Annotated in this window: 21 protein-coding genes; 7 read left to right on the top strand and 14 right to left on the bottom strand. The window is 59.7% G+C overall.

Annotated features, from left to right (window positions below; genetic code table 11):
* The first annotated feature begins 10 nt into the window (after window positions 1-10).
* The 3 genes from NH195_RS03380 to NH195_RS03390 all read left to right on the top strand — a co-directional run bounded on the left by NH195_RS03380 (window position 11) and on the right by NH195_RS03390 (window position 4,475).
* Window positions 11-2,278: a calcium-binding protein gene (locus NH195_RS03380; protein WP_066703109.1), complete on the top strand. Its 2,268-nt coding sequence runs from the start codon at window positions 11-13 to the stop codon at window positions 2,276-2,278.
* 99 nt (window positions 2,279-2,377) lie between these two features.
* Window positions 2,378-2,815, top strand: a complete 438-nt coding sequence (locus NH195_RS03385) for a hypothetical protein (protein WP_066703113.1) — start codon at window positions 2,378-2,380, stop codon at window positions 2,813-2,815.
* A 34-nt stretch (window positions 2,816-2,849) separates the two neighbouring features.
* Window positions 2,850-4,475 carry a M10 family metallopeptidase gene (locus tag NH195_RS03390; protein WP_066703116.1) on the top strand — a complete coding sequence of 542 codons (1,626 nt, stop codon included), beginning with the start codon at window positions 2,850-2,852 and terminating at the stop codon, window positions 4,473-4,475.
* 26 nt (window positions 4,476-4,501) lie between these two features.
* On the opposite strand, the gene NH195_RS03395 is transcribed toward NH195_RS03390, so the two are convergent.
* The 7 genes from NH195_RS03395 to trhO all read right to left on the bottom strand — a co-directional run bounded on the left by NH195_RS03395 (window position 4,502) and on the right by trhO (window position 12,863).
* Complete coding sequence (locus tag NH195_RS03395; RefSeq protein ID WP_066703119.1) at window positions 4,502-6,931, bottom strand: glycosyltransferase family protein; 2,430 nt, start codon at window positions 6,929-6,931, stop codon at window positions 4,502-4,504.
* 24 nt (window positions 6,932-6,955) lie between these two features.
* On the bottom strand, window positions 6,956-7,570 hold the full coding sequence (locus tag NH195_RS03400) for a class I SAM-dependent methyltransferase (protein ID WP_066703122.1): 615 nt from the start codon (window positions 7,568-7,570) through the stop codon (window positions 6,956-6,958).
* Between the two features lie 2 nt (window positions 7,571-7,572).
* Window positions 7,573-7,809 carry a hypothetical protein gene (locus tag NH195_RS03405; protein ID WP_066703128.1) on the bottom strand — a complete coding sequence of 79 codons (237 nt, stop codon included), beginning with the start codon at window positions 7,807-7,809 and terminating at the stop codon, window positions 7,573-7,575.
* On the bottom strand, window positions 7,796-9,400 hold the full coding sequence (locus NH195_RS03410) for a glycosyltransferase family 4 protein (RefSeq protein WP_066703131.1): 1,605 nt from the start codon (window positions 9,398-9,400) through the stop codon (window positions 7,796-7,798). The genes NH195_RS03405 and NH195_RS03410 overlap by 14 nt, the downstream gene beginning before the upstream one ends.
* A gap of 6 nt (window positions 9,401-9,406) precedes the next feature.
* On the bottom strand, window positions 9,407-10,702 hold the full coding sequence (gene wecC / locus NH195_RS03415) for a UDP-N-acetyl-D-mannosamine dehydrogenase (protein WP_198403423.1): 1,296 nt from the start codon (window positions 10,700-10,702) through the stop codon (window positions 9,407-9,409).
* Entirely contained in the window at window positions 10,699-11,853 is a 1,155-nt protein-coding gene (gene wecB, locus NH195_RS03420; protein WP_066703142.1) for a non-hydrolyzing UDP-N-acetylglucosamine 2-epimerase, read from the bottom strand. Before wecB ends, wecC begins: the two co-directional genes overlap by 4 nt.
* A gap of 86 nt (window positions 11,854-11,939) precedes the next feature.
* On the bottom strand, window positions 11,940-12,863 hold the full coding sequence (gene trhO / locus NH195_RS03425) for an oxygen-dependent tRNA uridine(34) hydroxylase TrhO (RefSeq protein ID WP_066703192.1): 924 nt from the start codon (window positions 12,861-12,863) through the stop codon (window positions 11,940-11,942).
* Between the two features lie 103 nt (window positions 12,864-12,966).
* Between trhO and NH195_RS03430 the strand changes: the two genes are divergently transcribed.
* The 4 genes from NH195_RS03430 (at window position 12,967) to pncB (ending at window position 17,802) form a co-directional block, all read left to right on the top strand.
* Window positions 12,967-14,361, top strand: a complete 1,395-nt coding sequence (locus tag NH195_RS03430) for a trypsin-like peptidase domain-containing protein (protein WP_066703144.1) — start codon at window positions 12,967-12,969, stop codon at window positions 14,359-14,361.
* A 185-nt stretch (window positions 14,362-14,546) separates the two neighbouring features.
* Window positions 14,547-15,158, top strand: coding sequence for a bifunctional nicotinamidase/pyrazinamidase (pncA, locus tag NH195_RS03435; RefSeq protein WP_066703146.1), 612 nt, complete (start codon window positions 14,547-14,549; stop codon window positions 15,156-15,158).
* Between the two features lie 4 nt (window positions 15,159-15,162).
* Window positions 15,163-16,422 carry a SulP family inorganic anion transporter gene (locus NH195_RS03440; RefSeq protein WP_066703149.1) on the top strand — a complete coding sequence of 420 codons (1,260 nt, stop codon included), beginning with the start codon at window positions 15,163-15,165 and terminating at the stop codon, window positions 16,420-16,422.
* Between the two features lie 87 nt (window positions 16,423-16,509).
* Complete coding sequence (gene pncB, locus NH195_RS03445) at window positions 16,510-17,802, top strand: nicotinate phosphoribosyltransferase (RefSeq protein ID WP_066703153.1); 1,293 nt, start codon at window positions 16,510-16,512, stop codon at window positions 17,800-17,802.
* Here the strand turns inward: pncB and NH195_RS03450 are convergent.
* The 7 genes from NH195_RS03450 to NH195_RS03475 form a co-directional block, all read right to left on the bottom strand.
* Window positions 17,799-18,158: a hypothetical protein gene (locus NH195_RS03450; RefSeq protein ID WP_081423772.1), complete on the bottom strand. Its 360-nt coding sequence runs from the start codon at window positions 18,156-18,158 to the stop codon at window positions 17,799-17,801. The genes pncB and NH195_RS03450 overlap by 4 nt on opposite strands.
* Before the next feature lie 62 nt (window positions 18,159-18,220).
* The gene (locus NH195_RS20750; RefSeq protein WP_081423769.1) at window positions 18,221-19,372 is read right to left on the bottom strand and encodes an ATP-binding protein; all 1,152 of its coding nucleotides are present in this window, start codon (window positions 19,370-19,372) and stop codon (window positions 18,221-18,223) included.
* A gap of 62 nt (window positions 19,373-19,434) precedes the next feature.
* The gene (gene arfB / locus NH195_RS03455) at window positions 19,435-19,851 is read right to left on the bottom strand and encodes an alternative ribosome rescue aminoacyl-tRNA hydrolase ArfB (RefSeq protein ID WP_066703160.1); all 417 of its coding nucleotides are present in this window, start codon (window positions 19,849-19,851) and stop codon (window positions 19,435-19,437) included.
* Between the two features lie 362 nt (window positions 19,852-20,213).
* Entirely contained in the window at window positions 20,214-20,855 is a 642-nt protein-coding gene (locus NH195_RS03460; protein ID WP_066703162.1) for a queuosine precursor transporter, read from the bottom strand.
* Window positions 20,856-20,948: 93 nt separating this feature from the next.
* Window positions 20,949-21,830, bottom strand: coding sequence for an esterase-like activity of phytase family protein (locus NH195_RS03465; protein WP_081423770.1), 882 nt, complete (start codon window positions 21,828-21,830; stop codon window positions 20,949-20,951).
* A complete protein-coding gene (mepA, locus tag NH195_RS03470; RefSeq protein WP_066703164.1) occupies window positions 21,803-22,711 on the bottom strand; it encodes a penicillin-insensitive murein endopeptidase in 909 nt (302 codons plus the stop codon). The genes NH195_RS03465 and mepA overlap by 28 nt, the downstream gene beginning before the upstream one ends.
* On the bottom strand, window positions 22,701-24,083 hold the full coding sequence (locus NH195_RS03475) for an MFS transporter (protein WP_066703168.1): 1,383 nt from the start codon (window positions 24,081-24,083) through the stop codon (window positions 22,701-22,703). The genes mepA and NH195_RS03475 overlap by 11 nt, the downstream gene beginning before the upstream one ends.
* Window positions 24,084-24,127 lie beyond the last annotated feature (44 nt).

The raw sequence follows: 24,127 nt of genomic DNA on the forward strand, positions 1-24,127 counted from the left end.
GGTATGAACCGTGGTCTCGATCCAACACATATCGACAGAGCACGTCGCGTATGAAGAGTATTTCTCGCATACATCCGACATCGAGGTCGTGACGGTCGATGGCCGGATATTCGTTCTGACGGTCGGGCAATATGACGGCGGCGCATCCGCTTGGGAGCTTCAATCCGGGTCCCTCGTCAAGGTCGACGCCTTGACGCTCTCAACCGGGGTGACGGCCGGGGCCGAGGGCGATCTGACCGCGCTCAACACCACCGCACAGGATTACATCCTCACTGGTGGCGGCGTCTCCGGTGCCTTTCGTCTGATCACCGCGAACGGTACGGACATCTTCGGTAGCTCCACCTCCCTCGGGACGGTTACGGCCTTTTCCGGCGATCTCTATGGCACAAGCACGATCCAGCTCGACACGGGCAAGATCCTCGTTCTGGGTGCCATTGCAGGCGAGGCGCAGATCGGCGTGCTCCAGATCGACACGGTGCAAAAGACCATTTCCGCGGCTGGAACCATGTCTTACGGCAGCAATGTGGACAACGATGCCATCGGCGCCTCTCTCGTGACCGAGATCGACGGCCACAGCTATTTCGTCGCCGCAACCCAAAGCAGCAACACGCTTCAGGTCTGGGAAATCGACACGGCGACCGGCGCGCTCACCGCCCGTGCCTCCATGGATGCCGATCAACTGTTTTGGGGCACGACCCCAAGCTCCATGGTCGCGGTCGAGATCGGCGGGGTGCAATATCTCGTCGTCGGCGCTTATGACTCCTCCTCGATCCATGTCGTTCAGATGGCCGAAGACGGCGCCCTGACCATGGTCGATCAGGTGATTTCCGATAGTGTGTTCCATGTCGGCAATGTCACCGCCGTGGCGACGATCGCCTATGAGGGCGACACCTATCTCGCGGTCGGCGGCAATCAGGGCGGCGTCGCGCTCTATCTCATGTTGCCCGATGGCACGTTGACCTGCGTGTCGCATATCTACGACAGCGCGGCGATGTCCCTTCAGAATATCTCCGATATCGCGCTCTACGCGGACGCCGACGGCATCGACATCTTTGTCAGTTCCGCAAGCGAATACGGTCTGACCCATCTTTATGTCGATATGTCCGCAGAAAACGGCCTCATCGCTGGAACGGATGCGGCGGAGACCCTCATCGGCACAAGTCTGAACGACGTCATCTTCGATGGCCCCGGAAGCGATGTGCTCCAGGGCGGTTCAGGTGCCGATCTCTTTGTCCTCGCTGCGGATGGTGAAACGGACGTCATCCGCGATTTCCGCCTCGGCACCGACCGGATCGACCTGTCGCATTGGGAAGGGCTCAACAGTCTCGATCAGCTTAGCTTCGTGACCATCCCCTCGGGCATCCGCATTCACTATGGCGATGAGGAACTGATCCTCTATTCGCATGACGGATACGATCTCTATGCCTCCGACTTCTCCTATGAAGATCTTTTCACCCTTGATCGCGTGGCTCTCGAAGGCGGAGAGAATCAGGCGGCGTTTCAGCTTTACGGAACGGTGGGAAACGACACGATCTTCGGCACGGAATTTGTGAATATCATCTTTTCCGACAGCGGCGACGACCAGATCTTCGGGTACGGCGGCAATGATCAGATTTATGCGGGCAGTGGCGATGATTTCATCGACGCCGGTGACGGCGACGATGTGATCTATGGAGAAGACGGTGCGGATACGATCTACGGCGGTCTTGATCAGGACACGATCTATGGCGGTGGCGGCAACGATATTCTCGACGGTGGCCGGGAACGCGACATCATCTACGGCGGCGAAGGGGACGATGTGATCTACGGGTTCACCTCACACGACCGGCTGTACGGCGAGGATGGCAACGACAAGCTCTACGGCTCGAACGGGCTCGATTACATGAAAGGCGGCGCGGGCAACGACTATCTGGCCGGGGCGCGCGATGCGGACTCGCTCTTTGGCGGCGACGGCAACGACCAGTTGCGGGGCGGTTCCGGTGAGGACAAGCTGCGTGGCGAGGGAGGAAACGATCTTCTCTACGGTCAGGATGATCGGGACGCGTTCATTTTCTCGGACGATTTCGGCCGCGACACGATCTACGATTTCGAGGTCACTCTGGTCGAGATCATCGACCTGAGCGATGTGTCGGAGATCACCTCCTGGGAGGATCTCGTGGCGAACCATCTGACGGAAACGACGGGCGGTTCGGCGCAGATTTATCTGGATGAGAACAACATCATCACCATTTCCGGTGTCGGGATGGAGGAGCTGACCTCGGACATGTTCGTATTCTGAGATGGGGTGTGACCGGTTTGCGCCTGAGCGACAGAGAAATGATTTCAACGCAACCGGTCTCGTTTGGAGGGATCGGGAGAGCGGTGATAGGAATGAGGAATGAAAACAGTGGGTGAGCAAATGAACCACCTGATACGCCGCATGGCAAAACGTGGTTTGCCTGCCGTGTTGTGGGCTGTCGGGGCGGGGGGGCTTCTAATAACCGGAGGAGTGAGTTTGACGATGGCTGATGAGATGGCGCAAGCCGGGGAGATCCTGTGTCGCTCAGACCTGCCCCCATCCTATTGCGAAACGGCGACAGAGGCCTGGGCGAAAGCCGTCGCAGGGGTCGAGGCCGCGCCGCAGATGGAGTTGACGATCACGGAGGCCCCGTTGGGCTTCTCGATCTCCGCCCGCCTGCATCGGGATGGTCAGCCCCTCGCACTCCGGGACAGTGCATTCAGTGTCGTGGACCGTGCACCACAAGGCGATGATGCCGCCACCCGCAAGTTTTTTGTTAATCTTTTCAAAGATATGCTTTCAGAAAAAAATTTTTAGGCCTTGAGGCGCAGATAAAGAGGAGAACTAAGACATGTGTGAAATTTGTGCCCAGTTCCGACCGACCGACGACTCCTGTGTCTACGAGGAGGCTGCGGCCCTGACCTCGACCGGCACGACATCTGCCGCTCTTGTCAACGGCACCCTGACGGAGCTTGCCGATTATCTCACCACGGGATTCTGGAACGACTACGGTTTGAACACACGGTTCTTTGACACATCGTCGTCGAATGTGATCACGGTCAATATCAGCGATCTCAACGCCACCGAGCAAAAGCTTGCGCTGAGCGCGCTCGAGGCGTGGGAAATGGTCGCCGATGTCACTTTCGTCGTCACCACCTCCTCCAGCGCCGACATCACGTTTTACAACGACGACGGTGGCAATTCCACGGTGCTTTCGGCCTATTCGACCTCTGCCGTGTCCGGGACGACGATCCAGTATTCCGATGTCGTGATCACCAGCGGCTGGGTGAACTCCTACATGGGGGATGAAATCGGCACCTACGGTTACCAGACCTATATCCACGAGATCGGACATGCGCTCGGCCTGGGGCACCAGTCCTTGTACAACGGCAGTGCAGATTACCCGACCGATGCGGATTTTCTCAACGATAGCTGGCAATTGTCGGTGATGTCCTATTTCTCGCAATCCGACAACACGAGTGTGAACGCGAGCTATGCCTATCTCGTCTCGACGATGATGGCGGATATTCTGGCCATTCAGGACCTCTACGGGCCCGCTGGTGAAGGGAGCGCAACCTGGGGCGACACGATCTGGGGGCTGAATTCGAACCTCGGCAATTATTTCGACGGGGTGTTCACCGATCTCTCGAACGGGACCACGACGACCTACTCCGGCGATCCGATTGCCTTGACGATCTTCGATGCCGAGGGCGAAGACACGATCGACCTCAGCTTCTCGACGACCAATGATCGTGTCGATCTGAACGACGAAAGTTTTTCGGATGTGCTGGGTCTGGTCGGCAATCTCGGGATCGCCTCCGGGACCATCATCGAGAATTACATCTCGGGCGCAGGCAATGACCACATCACCGGCAATGAGGCCGACAACAAGATCTACGGTGGCCTTGGTGAGGACACGATCTTCGGAGGCGCAGGCAACGACCTGCTCGACGGAGGGCGGGAACGTGACATCATCTACGGTGGCGATGGCGACGACGAAATCTACGGGTTCACCTCGCACGACCGGCTGTACGGCGAGGATGGCAACGACAAGCTCTACGGCTCGAACGGGCTCGATTATATGAAAGGCGGCGCGGGCAACGACTATCTGGCTGGGGGCCGCGACGCGGATTCGCTCTTTGGCGGCGATGGCAACGATCAGCTCCGCGGCGGCTCCGGTGACGACAGGTTGCGTGGCGAAGCGGGCAGCGACATGCTCTACGGTCAGGACGGCAAGGATACCTTTATCTTTTCTGACAATTTCGGGCGCGACGCGATCTATGATTTCGACATCGCGGAGGGGGAGATCATCGACCTGAGCGATGTGTCGGAGATCACGTCCTGGGAGGATCTCGTGGCGAACCATCTGACGGAAACGACGGGCGGTTCGGCGCAGATTTATCTGGACGAGAACAACATCATCACCATTTCCGGCGTCGGGACGGAGCAGCTTACCTCGGACATGTTCGTGTTCTGAGACGGGGGCTTTGCCCGCATTCCCGTTCAGACATAGGCCCGCGCGCCGGGGAGCCCGTCACAGATGAGGTTCGTCTTGCCGTTCAGGTAATCCTCATCGCGGATTTTCCATGTGTGCTGCGCAATATCCGCGTAGCGCATATGGACGAAATTGAAGATGTTGGTCGACAGGATGGGGAGATCGCGCTCCTGCAGCATTTGCAGAAAAGCCGTGTCCGTGCCCTGCCTTTGCGCGGCAAAGCTCAGCCCCTCCGTCTTCTTGCGATCCCAGATCAGGGTGCCGCCATGCACCAGATTGGTCATCTGGTTGTCCCGCCCCGGGAAACGCAGATAGGTTTTGTCGCGCTGTTCCAGATAGGTGAAATAACTGTTTTTGCCGATCAGCGCCGTGCGCGGGGCGTAGTCGAACCCGAGGGCCGAGTCGAATATGTAATTCGGCCCATAGAGATCGTCGTCATCCCATTTCGCGAATGTGTCCCCCTCAGCGATCTGCATTGCATCGTTCAGCGCATGTGCCAGGAATTTCTCCTCGGAGGTGCGGAGGATCTTCAGGTTGCGTACCCCGTGCAGGGCGCGCGCGACCTGCTCTTCGCTCATGTCGTCGCGGTGCATGACGAAAAGCGTTTCGGTGTCGGTATAGGTCTGCGCCCGGATCTGCCGCCCGACGGCTTCGAGAAACTGTGGCCGTTTCGAACTGCACAGGATCGAGACCTTGCGCGCGGGTTTGGCGACGAAGGGCTTGCCGATCTTTTCCGACATCTCCTGAAGCCGGTGCCGATAGGTGTGTTTGCTGTGAATCAGCCGCACTCCTTTCGTGGCCAGAGCCGCACGGTAGAGATCGTCGCCCAGAAGCTGGTCGGTCATCTCACCCGCCTCCTGCTCCGTCGAGGGCATGAGCACCAGATCGCCGAACACCTTTTCCATCGCAGGCGAATAGGACGACATCACCGGCGCGCCGCAGCCCATGATCTCGAACACCCGCCTTGCCAGCATGGTGTCCGAGCCTTCCACGGAATTCACGTTCACGAAAGCGTCGTAGGTCTTGTAGACGCGCTCGACCAGCTTCGGATAAGGCACCCCTCCCCGCAGTGCAGGCTGGAATTTCGCGGGAAAAATCAGGTCGGGGTTCTCCTTTTCGTCACTGAACCGGTCGTAAATATCCAGAACCCCGCGTTCCTGCGCCGGGCTCAGCAACAGGTTGAGCCACTCCGCCCGCTTCGGATATTTGATCCCCCGCCAACTCCCGGTGAAGGCCACGCGGTTCTGCCGGTCTTCCCTGCGGATCGGATTGTGCAACGAGGATTGCGCCGCGAACATCATCACATGGGCGTGCCCCCGCCCGACATGCGCCTCATAGGCCGGAACGCAGCCGACGTCGGTCGTGAACACATGATCGAACTGACGCGCCGTGTCGATGAACGTCTCGAAATTGACCGGGTCTTCCTTGTTCCAGAACAGCGTGGGAATGCCGTCGCCCTTGCAGGCCTCGATCAGTTCGGACAGCTCCTTGCCCCATTTTTCCGGCTTGGTCATGGCGTAATTCCATAGGCCATCATTGCCGCGCCACGCAGACTCGGCAAAAAAGGCGAAAGCGTCGCGGTTGTCCCGGAAGTCCTCCTGCCAACTCTTCTTGCCGATCCGCACGCTTCGGGTGTCCGGCGCAAGGCATTCGGCGGTGAATTCATCCGTCACCGTGATCAGTTTCGGCAGGCGCTCCCGCTCTTCCGGGCTGAGATGCGCATGTGGCAGGAAGGGCGCAGCATTGCCGAGCGCCAGCAGCCCGCGCGAGGCAGGAACGCAGGCGGCATCGCGCAGCACCTTGAGCCGGGCAAAGCCATTCTTCGCCTCCCAGCCGACAAGCCCGATGCGCATCCGCACGGCACGCTGCGGCGCGATCAGATCCTGCGCAAAGCACACCGGCTGCTCTTGCTGTAACACATAGCCCTGTGCCAGTTGCTGTTTCGCAAGCCATGCCAGATTGTTGGAGGGATCGAATTTCAGCGCATGCCCCGACTCCGTCACGAATTGCACGGTGAAAAGCGCAACTTTTTGTGTGGCCGATTTGGGGGTCTTGAGCCAGAGACGGCCCTCGATGCAGACGCGCTCTCCGGGTTTGACAGGCAGCTCGATCCAATCCGTCTCTCCGCCGAGGTTCACATAGCTGACCGGCGCAGATGCATAGCGCGGGCGTGGCGTTTTGACCGCGTTGCCCGCCGCCCTGCGCGCAAGACTGGTGCGCAGTTCGCGGGCCAGCCGTAACGGAAGCGCCAGGGCGCCACGAAAACTGCGGAGCGAGAGGGCCAGCGTATGACCGATGCGAAAGGAACTGGACTGTGCGATCTCATGATATGCCTGCTCCCATTCCATGCGCTGCCGTTGCTCTTTCGCAAGCTGCTTGACGAGTTCTTTCAGATCAGCGCCCTTCGCGGCGGTGTCTTTCGGCGTCTTGGCCATCATGGACTTTCCCGTGACTGAAGGGGCTCAAAAGGTTTCGATCGCGATCGCCCAAGGCCAGCCCTTGCGATGCGGGCGTTGCAACAAACGGATATCGGCTTTCGGGAACACCTCCGCGATGCGCGCGGCATCGAAATATTGATGGTGATAGGACGGCAGAGGACGGGGCTCGTCGAAGGGAACAGAGACGATCAACTGTTTCCTGGCGACCCGGCGCAACTCCTCCAGCGCCGTGGACATGGCGTCGCCGGGGATATGTTCGAGCACTTCCATGCAAACGACCGTGTCATAACTGTCATCTTCGAACGCCAGGGCGGTCGCGTCCATCACGCGGAAATCCGTCCGCTCGTCGACCAGAATCTGCTTGGAGTAGCGCCTGAGATCAATGCCTGTGACCTGATCGTAACGCTTGCTGAGTTGAAGGTAATTCAACAGGGCCGAGGGCCCGACACCGACATCGAGGATGGAGCGGCTGTCCGGATCGAGCAGTTCGATGCCGTATTGAATCCGTCGCCAGTCATGCTGTGTGTAAAATCCTTTGCCGGATTTCTTGCCGTGCAATTCGACATATTTGTAGCCGTAATACTCCCGCAACAATTTCAGAAGCGGGTCGCTCACCGGCGGCAGGGGGATGTCTGTCATCGTCATGTGTCTGGTCGTGCCCTCAAGAGTTTTCTACCCAGTTTCGAAAGACGGCGCAGCGGTGCGGTCACGCGCCAGGACAGGCTGTTCCGCATCTCGCGCAACTCCGCCCGAAGTCTTCGCAGCTCCTGCTCTCCCTGAGACGCGGTCTCGATGCGAAAGCAGAGTTCTTTCTCCAACGCATCGAGGCGTTCGCTCAGAAGCGTCATTTCCTCCACGCTGGGATCACGCGGCTTCATGCGCGTTCCTCCCCGCATCCTGCCCTGTCGTGATTTGGTCCGCCATGATATGTCGAAGCGTGATGGCGTATTCCGCACAGATGGCCGGCCAAAGATACTCTTCCCGCGCTTTGGCTCGGGCCCGCGTGCCAAGATCCTGTCGCAGATTCCTGTCCTGCAGAAGCCTGAGGAGCGCGTTTTGCAACCCGTCGACCGAGCCTGCGGGAAACCGCAAGGCGGTCTCGCCCGCGCTCAGCATCCCGTCGAATCCCCCGACATCGGAGGCGACGATTGCCTTGCCGGCCATCATCGCCTCGATCGGTTTGAGCGGCGTGACAAGCTCGGTCACACGGCTGCGCAGCCGGGGAAACACGGCGATGTCGAGCGCTTCGACATAGGTGCGGGCCTTTTCCGGGGCCACCCGTCCCGGCGCTTCGGTCCGATCCGACAGGCCGTGCTCCGTCAGCAGATCCAGCATAGCGCGATGCGCCCTCCGACCGGCATGGCCGCTGCCCTTGCCATCTCCGACCAGCAACAGGCGAAACGCGAGCCCGCCTCGTTTCAACGCGCCACAGGCCTCCACCAGAAGTGCCAGACCTTCATAGGCGGCAAAGCTGCCGACATAGCCGATCACGGGCACGCTGTTTCGTGACTTCGAGCCACAGGGCATGGCTTCCGTCGCGCCGTTGGGCACGATGGAAATCCGCTCCGCTGGTACGCTCCGTGTCACCAGTTCACGTTTCATCGCCGTTCCGAGCGTGATCACCCGGTCCGCCCGGCGCGCCACTTCGCCGTCCCAATGGCGCTCGAGAAAATATTGTCGCGAGCCCATGAAACCCGGCTCGCGCGCCGCCCGGCTGTCCTCCCAGAACCCGCGCACCTCATGGACAAAGGGCACCCCGATCCGGCGGGCGGCAAGGCAGGCGGGTATGGCGCAGGCATGGTTGCTGGCCGCGATGACAAGCGCGGGTTTGAGGTCGCGAAAACAGGCCTCAAGCGCCTCGGTGGAGTGCCGGACATAGGCCGCGTGATTGTCCCAGGAAAAATACCCCGGCGCCTTCAGCCGATGATAGGGCACCCCGTCCCGCATCTCGACGCAATCTCCCTCCGGTGCGGGCGTTTCGAGTGCGCTGGCCGGTTCGTCCCAGGGATAGCCGGGCCGCGAGATTACCTGAAGATCGAGCCCCTGTGCGCGCAATCCTTGCGCAAGGAAATGGGTCCGGTTCGCGTATCCGGTCGAGTGATAGGGCAGGCTGCTGTAACTCACATAAGCGACGCGATTTTCGACGGGGGGGATGGGGGTGCCGGGCAATCCGGCGATGTTGTCCATCAGGAACAATCCCTCTGTCGTCTGGCTGTCCAGCATCTCCAGCACACCTGCCGCAACTCCCATCGCCACAAGGCGATTGTGGGCCGCCTGGACCACATCCGGCAGGCTCAGCTCGATCGCCTGTGCAGAGATCAGCAGGACGTCTTCCGCATCGGGGGCGCTTTCGAGCAGGTCCATGAGCAGAGGGGCGACATCGAAACCGGGCTGCTGCACCCGCATGTGACGGGCGGCCGAGAGCGTGCCGCGCAAAAGCCGTTCCTGTTCGAATGCCTGTCCCATCATGCGATGTCACGCCGCGCGGCGGGCTTGGCGCCAGACGCTGCGGGTTTGGCGCCACATGCCGCGGGTGTCGATCACAGGTTTGCCGAGCGGCACGGCAAGATTTTTGAACGGGCGGTGGTCGACCAGAAGCAAGACGATATCCGCCGCCTCGATCGCCGCCTCTGCCGTCATCATCTCGGCTTTGTCGGCAAGCGCGGGGGGCAGGGCGTGAATGTTAGGTTCGCTGACAAGCACCTCGAAGGTGCCGCTGCCACTCAGCTCTCGCACGATATCGAGCGCCGGGCTTTCGCGCAGATCGTCAATGTCGGGTTTGAACGCAAGCCCGAGACAGGCGACGCGCGGCTTGCGACCGATCAGCCCAAGCGCCTCGCCGGCCTCGCGCACCTGATCGAGCACCCAAAGCGGCTTGCTGTCATTGACCTCGCGCGCGGTGCGGATCAGCCGGGCGGTCTTGGGTGCCGAGGAAACGATGAACCACGGATCGACCGCGATGCAATGCCCGCCGACGCCGGGGCCGGGTTGCAGGATGTTCACACGCGGATGGCGATTGGCCAGCTCGATCAATTCCCAGACATCGACACCGACTTCGTCGCAAATCAGCGAAAGCTCATTGGCAAAGGCGATGTTCGTGTCGCGATAGCTGTTTTCGGCCAGCTTGGCGAATTCCGCCGTGCGCGCGTTGGTCGGGATACAACAGCCCTTGACGAAAATCCGGTAAAGCTCCGTTGCGCGACGGGCGCAACGCGGGGTCATGCCGCCGATGATGCGGTCGTTCTCGAACAGCTCGCGCATCACATGACCGGGCAGCACGCGTTCGGGACAATGCGCGACCATGACATCCGCAGCCTCTCCCGCCTGCTGCGGGAAACTCAGGTCGGGACGTTCCTCGGCCAGCCAGGCTGCCATCTGATCCGTCGCCCCGATCGGTGAGGTGGATTCGAGCACCACGAGATTGCCCCTCGCCAGATGCGGCGCAATGGATTTCGCCGCCGCGCGGATATAGTTGAGATCGGCGGCGTGGCTCTCTTCGACAAAAGGCGTGGGGACCGCGATGACAAAGGCATCGGCGGGACAGGGCGTCACCGAGGCGGTCAGATAGCCCCGCGTTACGGTGTCGCGCACGATCATGTCGAGATCGGGTTCGACGATGTGAATCCCGCCCGCATTGATCGTTTCGACCACGCGGGGGCTGACGTCGACCCCATGCACCTGCACTTTCGAGGAGGCGAAAACCGCCGCCGTCGGCAGGCCGATATATCCAAGCCCGATGATGTTTATTTTCGAAAATCCGTACTTTTTCACTGGAAACACCTCTCTCTTGTCGTGGCCCAACTCTGGATCGCAGTGACGATCCGGTGCGAGGCCTTGCCATCGCCATAGGGGTTATGAGCGAGGCTCATCTCCGCATAAGCGGCCGTGTCGTCGAGAAGACGCGCGACCTCGCTCACGATCTTGTCCCTGTCCGTCCCGACCAGCTTGACCGTTCCGGCATCCACCGCTTCGGGCCTTTCCGTCGTGTCACGCATGACGAGGACGGGTTTGCCGAGAGAGGGCGCTTCTTCCTGAATGCCGCCGCTGTCCGTGAGGATGATGTCCGCACGGCTCATCAGGAAAATGAAAGGATAGTAATCAAGGGGGTCGATCAGCGTGATGTTCTCTCTGCCGCCGAGCAACCGTTCCACAGGTTCTCTTACATTAGGGTTAAGATGGACCGGATAAATGATCTGGACATCCGGCCGTTTTGCCAGTTCGGCAAGCGCATTGCAGATCCGTTCCATGCCGCTGCCGAAACTCTCGCGCCGGTGTCCGGTGACAAGAATCACCCGTTTGCCGGGCTGAATTCCGGTTCTTTCAATCAGCGCCTGTTGTGCCGAACTGTCCTGTTCGAGCCGCGCGACCACGCTCATCAGCGCGTCGATCACCGTGTTTCCGGTGACATGCACCGATGCTGGATCGACATTCTCGGCCAGCAGGTTGGCGCGGGATTTTTCCGTCGGTGCAAAATGCAACGCGCTGATCGTGCCGGTGAGCTTGCGGTTCACCTCTTCGGGCCAGGGCGAATAGATATTACCGGTGCGCAGACCGGCTTCGACATGACCCACCGGGATCTGATTGTAATAGGCGGCCATCGCGGTCATGGCCGTGGTCGCAGTATCGCCATGCACCAGAACGAGATCGGGTCTGGCCTGATCCAGAACCTGTTTCAGCTCTTTGAGGAGCATGGCGGACAGATCGTGCAACCCCTGTCCCGTGCGCATGAGATCGAGATCGTATTCCGGCCGGATCTTGAACAGGCCCAGAACCTGGTCGAGCATTTCCCGATGCTGCGCCGTGACGCAAATCTCGGAGGTGATGCCTTGTGCGGCCCCCAGAGCGCCGACCACAGGGGCCATCTTGATGGCCTCGGGGCGGGTCCCGAAAACGGACAATACCTTGATGGGGTGAACTGTCATTGTAATCCCTACGACGAAACGGGTGGGTTGTTTCTCTGTAGGGTTGTGGCCGGATAGTAGTTAATATCGCGTTAAGTGCGTTAACTTCATTTCGCCGAGGGCACGCCGGTTCCGAAATGCCGCTCGCCGCGGGCCTTTGCCAGGGCGATCTGTTTCTGACGCTCGCGGAACCGCTCCTTGCGCGCCTCGTCATACTCGTCGATGCACTGATGACAGGACACGCCTTCCTCATACTCCGGGCGCTGCTTGTCCTCGGGCAGGATCGGACGCCGACAGGCATGGCACAGCTCATGCGGCCCCTCGGTCAGCCCATGGCCGATGGACACCCGCCCGTCGAACACGAAACATTCGCCTTCCCAGAGGCTCTCCTCCTGCGGCATCTCTTCGAGGTACTTCAGGATCCCGCCCTTGAGGTGATAGACCTCCTCGATCCCCTGCCCGAGCAGGAAGTTCGTCGATTTCTCACAGCGAATCCCCCCGGTGCAGAACATCGCGATCCGCTTGTTGTGGAACCGCTCCTTGTTCTCCTCCCACCAGTGCGGGAATTCGCGGAAGGTCTTGGTCTGCGGGTCGATCGCGTCCTTGAACGTACCGATCTGCACCTCGTAATCGTTGCGCGTGTCGATCACCGCCACGTCGGGCGCAGAGATCAGTTCGTTCCATTCCTCGGGGGTGCAATAGTGTCCAACCCGTGCCTTCGGGTCGACATCGGGTTGCCCCATGGTGACGATCTCTTTCTTGAGCCGCACTTTCATCCGGTTGAACGGCTGCTCCTCCGCCGTCGACAGCTTGTATTCGAAATCGGCACATCCCGGCAGGGCGCGGATATGCGCAACCAGCCGCTCGATAGACGCCGGTGTCGGCCCGGCCACCGTGCCGTTGATCCCCTCCCTGGCCAGCAAAAGCGTGCCTGTGATGCCCTCGGCATGGCACAGCTCCATAAGCGGCCCCCGCAAGGCGGCAGGGTCGGGGAAGCGGGTGAAGTGATAGAGTGCGCAGACGGTAAACATGATGTGTTCGATACGCCGCAAGCCGTGATCAGGCAAGAGCTTGCAAAGCACGGCCCGCCCGCGTCATCTAATCGCATCCGAGGAACTGTCACGAGGCCCCGCAATGACACGCAGCGCAATCCTTGCCGTTTTTCTGGCTTTCACCGTCACTAATCCGGCCCAAATGGCCTTTGCCGAGACGCCCCAAGTCCCCGAAAGCCGCGCTGAAATTCAGCTTTCCTTCTCTCCCATCGTCAAGGAAACCTCGCCCTCTGTGGTCAATATCTACGCCTCCCGTGTGGTCGAGGAACGCCTGTCCCCCTTCGCGGACGATCCGTTCTTCTCGCAATTCTTCCGCTCCGGTCCGGCGCGTCAGCGTGTGCAACGCTCGCTTGGTTCCGGGGTGATTGTCTCGGGTGACGGGCTTGTCGTGTCGAATTATCACGTCGTGGGCGAGGCCTCCGACATCCGCGTCGTCCTCTCCGACAAGCGCGAATACAAGGGCGAGGTGATCCTCGCCGACAAGGACGCCGACGTCGCCGTGCTCCGTCTCGACGGCGCCACCGACCTGCCCGCCCTGCCTCTGGCCGACAGCGATGCGCTCGAGGTCGGCGATCTGGTGCTGGCCATCGGCAACCCGTTTGGTGTCGGCCAGACTGTGTCCTCCGGCATCGTCTCGGGTCTTGCCCGCTCCGGCTCGGCGATCCCCGGCGGCGCGGGCTCCTATATCCAGACCGACGCGGCCATCAATCCGGGCAATTCCGGCGGCGCTTTGGTCGATATGTCGGGCCGTCTCGTCGGCATCAACACCTCGATTCTGTCGCGCTCTGGTGGCTCCAACGGCATCGGATTTGCCATCCCGGCCAATCTCGTGCGCGAATTCACTCGTCAGGCCGAGGCGGGCCAGACCCGTTTCATTCACCCCTGGTCCGGCGTTTCGACTCAGTCCGTGGACGACGCGGTCGCCGAGGCTCTGGGGCTCGACCGCCCCGAAGGCGTCGTGCTCTCCGAGTTGCACCCGCAATCTCCCTTCGCAATGCTCGGGTTGACGGCGGGAGATGTGCTCCTCTCCCTCGACGATCAACCGATCCTGTCGCCTTCCGATCTCGAATACCGGTTGTCGATCCTGCCGGTCGGATCTTCGGTCAAACTCTCCGCGCTGCGTGCAGGAGAGCCGATTGAGCTGGATTTGTCTCTGATTGCAGCGCCAGGGTCGGAGAGCATCGACACGGTCGAGATCACCTCTTCCGGTCCACTGGGCGGTCTGGTCGTGGCCGATCTGACGCCCGCCTTGATCGACGAATACGGCTTGTCGCTCATGTCCGACGGGGTTGTCCTGATGGAGGCTCAGGGTCCCTCCGCCCGTCTCGGGCTTCAGCCCGGCGACCGGATCGTCGAGGTCAATGCCACGGAGATCCGGACAACCAAAGACCTGCAAAGCGCCGCACGGCAAAAGATCGGCATGTGGCTGATCACCTTTGAGCGGGGCGGGAGACTGTTGCGGATGCGGGTAAAATAGAGCCAAATCCAGCCAAAACAGACCACGATGGCGATTTTCACCCTCGTCTTGTGCCTGGATGACTCTTAGCCACATGACCCTGAACGCGCCGAAAGAGGGGGCGAAGGGCGGGCGCGATGCCAACCAGGCACGCTCTTGCCCGATGGCTCGTGGAGCGCTACCACTTGGCGCGAAGGAGACCTCCCATGCGCGCAGCGAACAAATCTCTGAACGAAGCCCTGATCGTCATCGACATTCAAAACGATTTCTGCCCGGGCGGCGCGCTCGCCGTCGCTGGCGGCGACGAGATCGTGCCCGGGGTCAACGCGCTCATGGCCGAATTCCCCGCCGTGATCCTGACGCAGGACTGGCATCCCGGGGGCCACAGCTCCTTCGCAAGCACTCATGGTGCCGCGCCCTATTCGACCATGGAAATGCCCTATGGCACGCAGGTGCTCTGGCCGGATCATTGCATTCAAGGGACCGACGGCGCAGCCTTCCACAAGGATCTCGTGACCACCGGCGATCTGATCATCCGCAAGGGGTTCAATCCCGCGATCGACAGCTATTCCGCGTTTTTCGAGAATGATCACAAAACGCCCACCGGTCTCGAAGGCTATCTGCGCACGCGTGGCATCGACACGCTGACTCTGGTCGGGTTGGCCACCGATTTCTGTGTGAATTTCTCCGCCGTCGACGCTGCCAAACTCGGATTTACCGTCACGGTGCGCACCGATTTGTGTCGTGCCATCGACATGAATGGCTCTCTTGCGGCGGCAATCGACGGCATGAAGGCCGCCGGGGTGGAGGTCCTGTAGGGCCATGACACCGAAGCTTTTCACCACGCTGAAAACCTACACCCGGGCCGAGTTCGGCTCTGATGTCTTCGCCGGGATCACTGTGGCGCTGGTCGCCCTGCCGCTGTCCATCGCCATCGCCATCGCCTCGGGCGCCGCCCCTGCCGCGGGCTTTGTCACCGCCATCGTCGCGGGCTTCCTGATCTCCGCGCTGGGCGGCAGCCGGGTCCAGATCGGCGGCCCCACCGGTGCCTTCATCGTCGTCGTCGCCGGGGTGATTACCACACATGGCTATTCCGGCCTCGTTGCCGCGACCTTCCTCGCGGGCATCGTTCTGATCATTGCCGGGCTGTTCCGGGCGGGCCAACTGGTGCGCCATGTCCCCGAAGCGGTGATCAACGGCTTCACCATCGGCATCGGCGTGATCATCGGCACGAGCCAGCTCCCCGATTTCTTCGGGCTTGCCGGACCGTTTCCCGCCGATTTCCTCGAAAAAATCCCGGCCCTGACCAAGGCTGCTCCGGCGTTGAACCCCTCAGCCCTCGGCATCGGGCTTGCGACGATGGTGCTCATCATGTTGCTGCGCCGCGCCTTTCCACGCCTGCCGGGTCTCATCGTTGCCGTCGCCCTGACCTCCGCCGCCGTGGCGCTGTTCGATCTGCCGGTCGAGACCATCCGTTCCCGGTTCGGCGAATTGCCGCAAAGCCTGCCCGCGCCGCATCTGCCGGAGCTGAACCTTGCCACCCTGCGGGACCTGTTGCCCTCCGCTCTGATCATCGCCTTCCTCGCCGGGGTCGAATCCCTGCTCTCGGCCATGGTCGCCGACCGGATGATCGGCGGCAAACACCGCTCCAACGCCGAGCTGATGGCGCAGGGCTGGGCCAATATCGGCTCCTCACTCTTCGGCGGCCTGCCCGCCACCGGTGCCATCGCCCGGACTGCCACCAACGTGCGCGCGGGCGGCAAGACCCCGGTCGCGGGCATCGTCCACGCGCTGGTGCTCCTTGCGATCATGATGCTGGCCGCGCCTTTGGCCGGTTATCTCGCGCTTCCGGCGCTCTCCGGTCTTCTGCTTCTGACTGCCTGGAACATGTCCGAACCGCATCGCTGGGGTGCTTACCTGCGCGGGCGGCGTTCCGATGTGGCGCTTCTGCTCATCACCCTCGTGCTCACCGTGCTCACCGATCTCACCGTCGCCATCGGCACCGGTATCGCGCTCGGCCTTGCCCTGCGCCTGTCGCGGCGGGGCGTCGAGGACCCGGATTGGACGCCGCGGGACAAATGAGCCAAGCGTGAGCGTTAACATCAACCTTGCCAAACCCTTGCCCGCCCTGCTTTAACAGGGCGGTTACAGGAAGAGGGGCCTTTTCACATGGTCGACATCGCCACCCGTGTCTACAATCACAAATGGAAGATCGACCCGATCGTCCGCTCCCTGATTGACACGGATTTCTACAAGCTCCTGATGTGCCAGTCGGTGTTCCGCAACAAACCGGACACCACCGTCACCTTCTCCCTGATCAACCGTTCCAAGGACATCCGCCTCGCCGAGATGATCGACGAGGGCGAGCTGCGCGAACAACTCGACCACGTCCGTTCCCTGTCGCTCAAACGCGGCGAGAGCACCTGGATGCGCGGCAACACCTTCTACGGCAAACGCCAGATGTTCCGCTCCGATTTCATGGAGTGGTTCGAGAACCTGCGCTTGCCCGCCTATCAGCTCGAAAAACACGACGGCCAATACGAACTGACCTTCGAAGGCTCCTGGCCCGAGGTCATGCTCTGGGAAATCCCCGCACTGTCGATCCTCATGGAGCTCCGTTCCCGCGCGGTCCTCGGCCCGATGAAGAAATTCGAGCTTCAGGTGCTCTACGCCCGCGCCATGACCAAGCTTTGGGAAAAGGTCAAACGCCTGCAACCGCTCGACGGCCTCAAGATCGCCGATTTCGGCACCCGCCGCCGTCATTCCTACCTCTGGCAGGACTGGTGCGTGCAGGCCATGGTCGAGGGCTTGGGCGACAAGTTCACCGGCACCTCGAATTGCCACATCGCCATGATGCGCGATCTCGAAGCCGTCGGCACCAACGCCCACGAACTGCCCATGGTCTATTCGGCGTTGGCCCGTGACGACAAGGCCTTGGCCGAAGCCCCCTATGACGTGCTGCGCGACTGGCAGGACGAGCACGAAGGCAACCTGCGCATCATCCTGCCCGACACTTACGGCACCAAAGGCTTCCTCGACCGCGCCCCCGACTGGCTCGCGGGCTGGACCGGCATCCGCATCGACTCTGGCGATCCGGCGTCCGGCGCGGAACAGGCCATCGCGTGGTGGAAATCCCGTGGCGAAGACCCGACCAGAAAACTCGTCATCTTCTCCGACGGTCTGGACACCGACAAGATCATCGAGCTGCACCAACAGTTCAGCGGCCGGGTCAAGACCTCCTTCGGCTGGGGCACTCTCTTGACCAACGACTTCCGCGGCCTGACCCCCGACGACGCGCTGGCACCGTTTTCACTGGTGTGCAAGGCGGTGTCGGCGAATGGCAAACCGACGGTGAAGCTGTCGGATAATCCGAACAAAGCCATGGGGCCGGTGGAAGAGGTCGAGCGGTATAAGCGGGTGTTCGGGGTTGGGGAGCAGGAGGCGATGGAGGTTGTGGTTTAGATCCTACTAAAATCAAAGCCAAAAAGCTTACTAAGAATGTGCTCTACAACTTCGGAAAAGTCTGCAAGTTGGTAATCAGTTATATCAACTGTTGCTCGTTCGTGGATTAGCTTGTTTCTTAGATTGTTGTAATGTGATGATTTTTTCCAGTAATCGTCATTAATAGAGATGTGTTTCTTTATTTCTGCAATGACCAAATGCCTTTTTGTGAACAGCTTTGAAATATCGCCGTCAGAGTAATATTCTTTGTTGTTGACCAAAAATTCTTTGAGGCCAATTTCTAGGTTGCTATCGAGGATGATTAATCCCAAGCGATTTCTGGAATGGTATTTTTTTCCAGCAAGCACTTCGAACATGCTCATTGCTTCCAAGAGGCCGAGAGTCCAAGGCATCTTTTTGGTAATGTGCGTGTTTTGGTCTAATAGACGATCTGCGTAAGACTTTTTTCTTCCTCGAGGGGTAGGAAGAGATACAATTTTTTTAACGAGTCAGGCTTGTCTAATTCTATTGGGATAATTGCACCCTTGTCATATTGGAAAATGCCATTCTCTCTATCTACTTTGGTGCGCCTTGAAATCTTTGTAAAATAACTAGTTAGCTCAATCACTCTGTCGCGAATTATTTGAAATGTCGGATGACTCCAGTTTATTCCCGCTTTGTTCGAGGTCCAAGGCATGAGTTCTGGACGACCAAATATTTCGACAATAACGCGGCACAAAGAAGCGTCTGGGTGTGGTGTGCCGGCTTTCCCGCTAAAATAGCCAACCTCCGGACCCTTTTCATGGGCAAGTATCAGTCTCTTGTTGCAATAAAAGTATACGCCATAGTTACCTTCCTTCGGATTTCGATCTGCGATCAATCCAGCAGTTATTTTTACATTTACAGTTTCCTCACTTGCTTCGACGGGTTGAATACTAAACTCCGCTGATCGAGGGGAGTAGTCGGGAGGATATGACCAATTATTAAAATTTTCTTGTAAGATAGGATTGCCATTAACCTTAATAAGACATTGAGAATTAATAAAGTTTGCGTAAATTTCGCTTAGTCGATTTTCAAATGCGGTAACTTGGTCTGTAGTAAATCCTTGGCGCAGATTAGAAATATGAACTTCTGTAGTTCCTAGTGAAATATCTGATATTTGCTTTGCAATAAGTGACCAATCCCTTTCTTCTGACAGCCATTCAGTGTCTACAACGATGGAATATGTTGGACCGTTAGCATGTCGACTTCTGATTTCGACCCGTTCTCCAAGAGCAACCCCCGCCCTCTTTCCACCAACACCAAAATTGCCGATTATCTCATTCTTCACGTTCTCTCGGCTGGCGCCTGGGGCCACAAGTAGCTCTAATGCATCGGAAGGAACCCCTCCCGCATTGTCCGAAACCCGGATCATTTGTCGATCTACGCTCAGTAGGACATTTATTTCTAAGGGGGCTGACATTTCAGACATCAGCCAGTGATCAATTGCATTGTCAATCAGTTCGCACAGAGATGTGAGCAGAGAATAGTCCGCTATGATTGAGTGAAATAGTCGCTTTTGTGGTGTAGCATCGACGGGAAGTTGATCCATAGAAATTGCCTTAAATTTTCTAAAAATCTACGATTATCGGAGTGATACATTCAAGAAATTAATCACCCCACCTTCCCCCGCAACTTCTTAACCTCCCCCCGTTCCTTCTTCGCCTTAATCCGCCGCTCGACCGACCCTTTCGTCGGCTTCGTCTTCACTCGCCGTTTCGGCACCACAAGCGCCTTGCGCACCAGTTCCGCCAGACGCTCTCGCGCGATCTCCCTATTCCGCGCCTGCGACCGGGTCTCTTCGACCTGAATGACAATCGCCCCCTCCTTGGTCCAGCGCCGCCCCGCCAGACGGCGCAGGCGGTTTTTCACAGGCTCCGGCAGGTTCGGCGAGCGCGCCGCTTCGAACCGCAATTCGACCGCTGTGGAGACCTTGTTCACATTCTGCCCACCAGGACCGGAGGAGCGGACGAACTGCTCGGTGATCTCCCAATCGGCGATCTCGATCTGGTCGGTGACGGTGAGGGGCATGGCGATGATCCGGCGAGTTCAGGGGCAGATCAGGGGGAATACCTGACGAAAAAAGATGACATACGGAAGTCCGACGCAAAGCCGACGTATATCCGACAGGGGCAAAAAGGGCAAAACCGGGGGCGAAAGGGCAGACACGGAAAAGGGCTGCCAGATAGAGCAGCCCTCCGAGATCTCAGGAGATGGGGTCAGTTAGGACACCCAATCAGGAGTGTTTCACTCTAGAAGATTGCCTCTAGGTGGCGGCCCCCCCGACTGTCTTGACCTCGCTCTCCAACATCACTCTAGACACTGGACCACCTCCTTTCGATGAATTGCCGATAAGATAATGGTGGCACAGATTTGGTATATAGCAAGTTAATTTATACCATACGTGCGGTAAGACGCCCAACAATGAGGCGAAAAGGCACGAGAGCGATCAAAGCGAGGGCAAGTTTGACACACCAATCGGCCACCGCGAGTGAAATCCAGAGCGGCACGGGCGCGCCGACCAGAAGGAACGGCACAGAGTCCCAGGCCCAGGAGACCTCCATATCGGCGGCCTCGCCAAAGATGTGGATGTTCTGCGAAAACGCGATGCCAAAGAAGATCGCAGTGTCGAGCGCAGAACCGATGATCGAGGAGGCAAACGGCGCTTTCCACCAAGACCCCTGCCGCAGCCGGTCGAACACGAACACATCCGTGAGCTGGGCGATCAGGAAGGCAATGGCGGACCCCACGGCGACACGCAGCGCGACCGCCTGATAGGTATAACCATCGCCTTGCAGGGTGATCTGCGTGCCGATGAGGCTACAGACGATCCCGGTGACAAAGCCCGCAAGGATGACCTTGCGCGCGGAGGCGACGCCATAGACACGGTTCATCACGTCGGTGACGAGAAAGGCGAAGGGATAGGTGAAGGCCCCCCATGTCAGAAGCCCATCCGCGATGAGGAACTGCACGAGGATATTAGAGGCCACGACAATGGCGGCCATGGCGAGAACGCCAGGAAGGATACGATTCATGATGTGACCCGTTTTTTATCGAAGGTGACGGCAACTCGGCCCCATTTTGGGGCGGTGCGGCGGTCTAACCCCGGCCCGGAAACAAATCAAGTGTTATTCCGCGACCCGGTAATCGACGAATTCCGTGCGTTGAAAGAACTTGAAATTATCGTCGGAGACCATGGTCACCCGTACATCCTCGGGCGTGCCCCAGACGGCGATGCCTTCGAGATTGTCATGGGTACCGGTCAGGGTGCGCAGCAAAACCTGTTCATTCTCCGGCCCATCCGGGCCAAGATCGAACCGCCGTACCCGAGTGGCAAAACCCAGTCCGGTGAACCAGCGTTCCAAAAGATAAAGCCGCCCGTCCGGTCCGATATCGAGCCCCACCGGCAGGAAATCCGTGGTGCCGTCGCGCGGGACCGACCAGGGCTGATCCCATCCCGAACCGGGCCGATAGCGGTAGAGCGGAAAGGGCCGGGTCATCTCGCCGGAGCGCTCGGGAAGCGTATAGAGCGTTCCGTCGCGAGCCACGGCCAGCCCTTCGAGCGACGAGTTCGTCTGCATGCCTTTGAAATCCGGGTGACTGGGCAGATCGGTCAGCCATCCGGTTTCCGGATCCATCTGTGCCACCCGGTGATGGCCTTCGAACGACAGAAACACCTTGCCCGTATCCGAAACCGCAATCCCTTCGCTGTCGTCATCGTAGCGCGGCAGAGGTTTGCCTTCCGAGGTCAAAAATCCTTGCGCGGTGCGGACATAAACGCCTTTGACGACGCCTTTTTCATTGCGTTTCAGATCGCCGTGAAACAGCATTGCCCGGTCCGACAGGGCCCAGAACGACAGCCCGTCCCCGGACAGATCAAGGCCGGACAGACCACCGACACGCGCGTCCGCGGCGGTCCATGTATAAGACCCGAGATATTTCAGCTCCGCCGCCTGTGAAAGCTGGGGCAGAGCGCTCGCGATCAACGCGAGGACAAGACGGCGGAACATTGTGCGGGCAGCGTTGCGAGTGTGATCGGAGGTTTCGGTTTCGCGGGCTTGGCATTGGGATCGGGCGGCGGCGGGTTGAGGATGTTGTTCACCCATTCCTGCGCATCGTCACACCCGTCACCTGGCGGGGGTGCCGCCTGATCCGTGCAATATTTGTCGCCCTTGGGGCAGTTCAGCCGGACGTGGAAATGATAGTGATGTCCCCACCAGGGTCGGATTTTCCGAAGCCAGCTCCGGTCGCCTTTTTCGTCCTTGCACATTTGCACTTTCGCGCCGGGAAAGACGAAAATCCGCGACACGCGCGGGTCGGAGGCAGCAGCCTTGAGAATCTCGTGATGCGCCCGTGTCCAGCTCGCATTGGTATAGGCACCGGAGGTGCGCTGCATCGAGATCGACGACAGGCTTTCGCGTTCGGCGCGCGTCAGATCGAGCCGTGTCGCCGGCAACATCCAGATATCGGCATCGAGCCCGATCTGGTGGCTCGCATGGCCCGACGACATCGGCCCGCCGCGCGGCTGGCTCATGTCACCGATATAGATGCCGTTCCAGCCGGGCTGTGCGGCGGCTTTGCGGGACAGGTCTTCAAGAAAATCGACGAGAACCGGCTGACCCCAGTTACGGTTGCGCGACAGGCGCATGGCCTGCCATGTCGGTCCGGTTTCAGGAAGCTGCGACGCCCCGGCAAGACAGCCCTGCGCATAGCTGCCGAACGATTCGGGGACTTGTCGCGAGGGCAAGGCGATGGGGCCGAACAGGTCCTTGGCCGGACGGTGATCCGACGAGGAGACCGAGACTTTCGGCGTCGGCGCGCTGTCCTTTTCACCGCTCACACAGGCGGCCAAAGTCGCGACCAGAGCCAGGCTCAACCATTTACGCATCATCAGGGACCTTTGTACCTTCCGGATGCACCCAAGCTAACAGCACCAGCCCCAGAATGAAAAGGGCGATGAGCGGAGTGATGCCGAGGCGTTGAGAATTCGTGACATCCGACACCACGGCGATCAGTGCCGGTGCGAGGAAGGTGGTCGCCTTGCCCGAAAGTGCGAAGAGGCCGAAAGCCTCGGTCATGCGTTCCGGGTCGGCCTGTCGTACCATCATCGTGCGGGACGCCGACTGGATGACGCCAGCCACGGCGCCAAGCACCGCGCCGCAGATGTAGAACGCGACATCCGGCAGTTTACTCCCCGCTTCGACCGGCATGAACAGCACACTTTCACGGGTGATGGTCAGGATCACGAGACAGACGCTCACCAGCACGGCGATGGAAAAGAGGATCACCGGTTTCGGTCCGACCCTCTGGTCTGCAATGCCGCCGAAATAGGTAAAGATCGCCCCGGTGAACGCGGCCAGAATGCCGAAGACGCCGATCTGCACGACGCTCCATTCCAGCGCGCCAAGCGCATAAATGCCGCCGAAGGTGAACACCCCGTTCAGCGCATCGCGATAGAACATCGAAGCGCCGAGAAAGGCGAAAAGCGAACGCCGCTTCGGCAGGCTGCGCAGGGTTTTCATCAACTCCTCGATGCTGCGACCGATCGCCCCCGGTTGTGAAGGCACCGTACTTTTCGGCTCCCGCACCCAGAGAAAGAACGGCACCATCGAGATCACGAACCACAGCGCCACGAAAGGTCCGACAAACCGCGTGCCTTCGCGCGTCGCGGGATCGAGGCCGAACAGGGGTGCCGTGCCCAACAGTGTGACGCCCGCGGCATTCTCCGCAAAGAGCAGGAGCATGATCACCAGCGCGACGATCCCGCCGACATAGCCCCAGGCCCAGCCATTGCCGGAGATCTTGCCAATCTCCTCTCGGCTGCCCAGAGCGGGCAGAAGCGCATTGGTGAAAATCGTGGTGAATTCGACCCCGATCAGGCCCAAAGCGAAGAAAATCAGCACCAGAACGGTGGGGAAATCCTCCGGTGAGGCGATCCAGAGCCCCGCCGATCCGATCACGTAAAGCGCGGAAAACAGCCAGATCCAGGGCATCCGCCGTTTGCTCTCATCGGCGATGGCGCCCAAAACCGGCGCGGACAGGGCAATCATCAGCCCCGCAGCGGTCAGCCCGTAGCCCCAGATCGACTGCGCCTCCGCCTTGGCATGCGCGGCATCCATGCCGCCCGCCGTCAGATGGGCGATCACCTGTTCGGCAAAATAAGGCCCGAAAATGAAGGTGAGGATCAGAGTGTGAAAGGGCTGCGTCGCCCAGTCGTACATCATCCAGCCCCAGATGCGCTTGCGATGGCTCGGTTCCGCCATGTGCCTGTCCCTCTCGCCTCAGTTGCGGCGATAGAACAGGCAAA

It is taken from the genome of Celeribacter ethanolicus (genome assembly GCF_001550095.1).
GTDB lineage: Bacteria > Pseudomonadota > Alphaproteobacteria > Rhodobacterales > Rhodobacteraceae > Celeribacter > Celeribacter ethanolicus.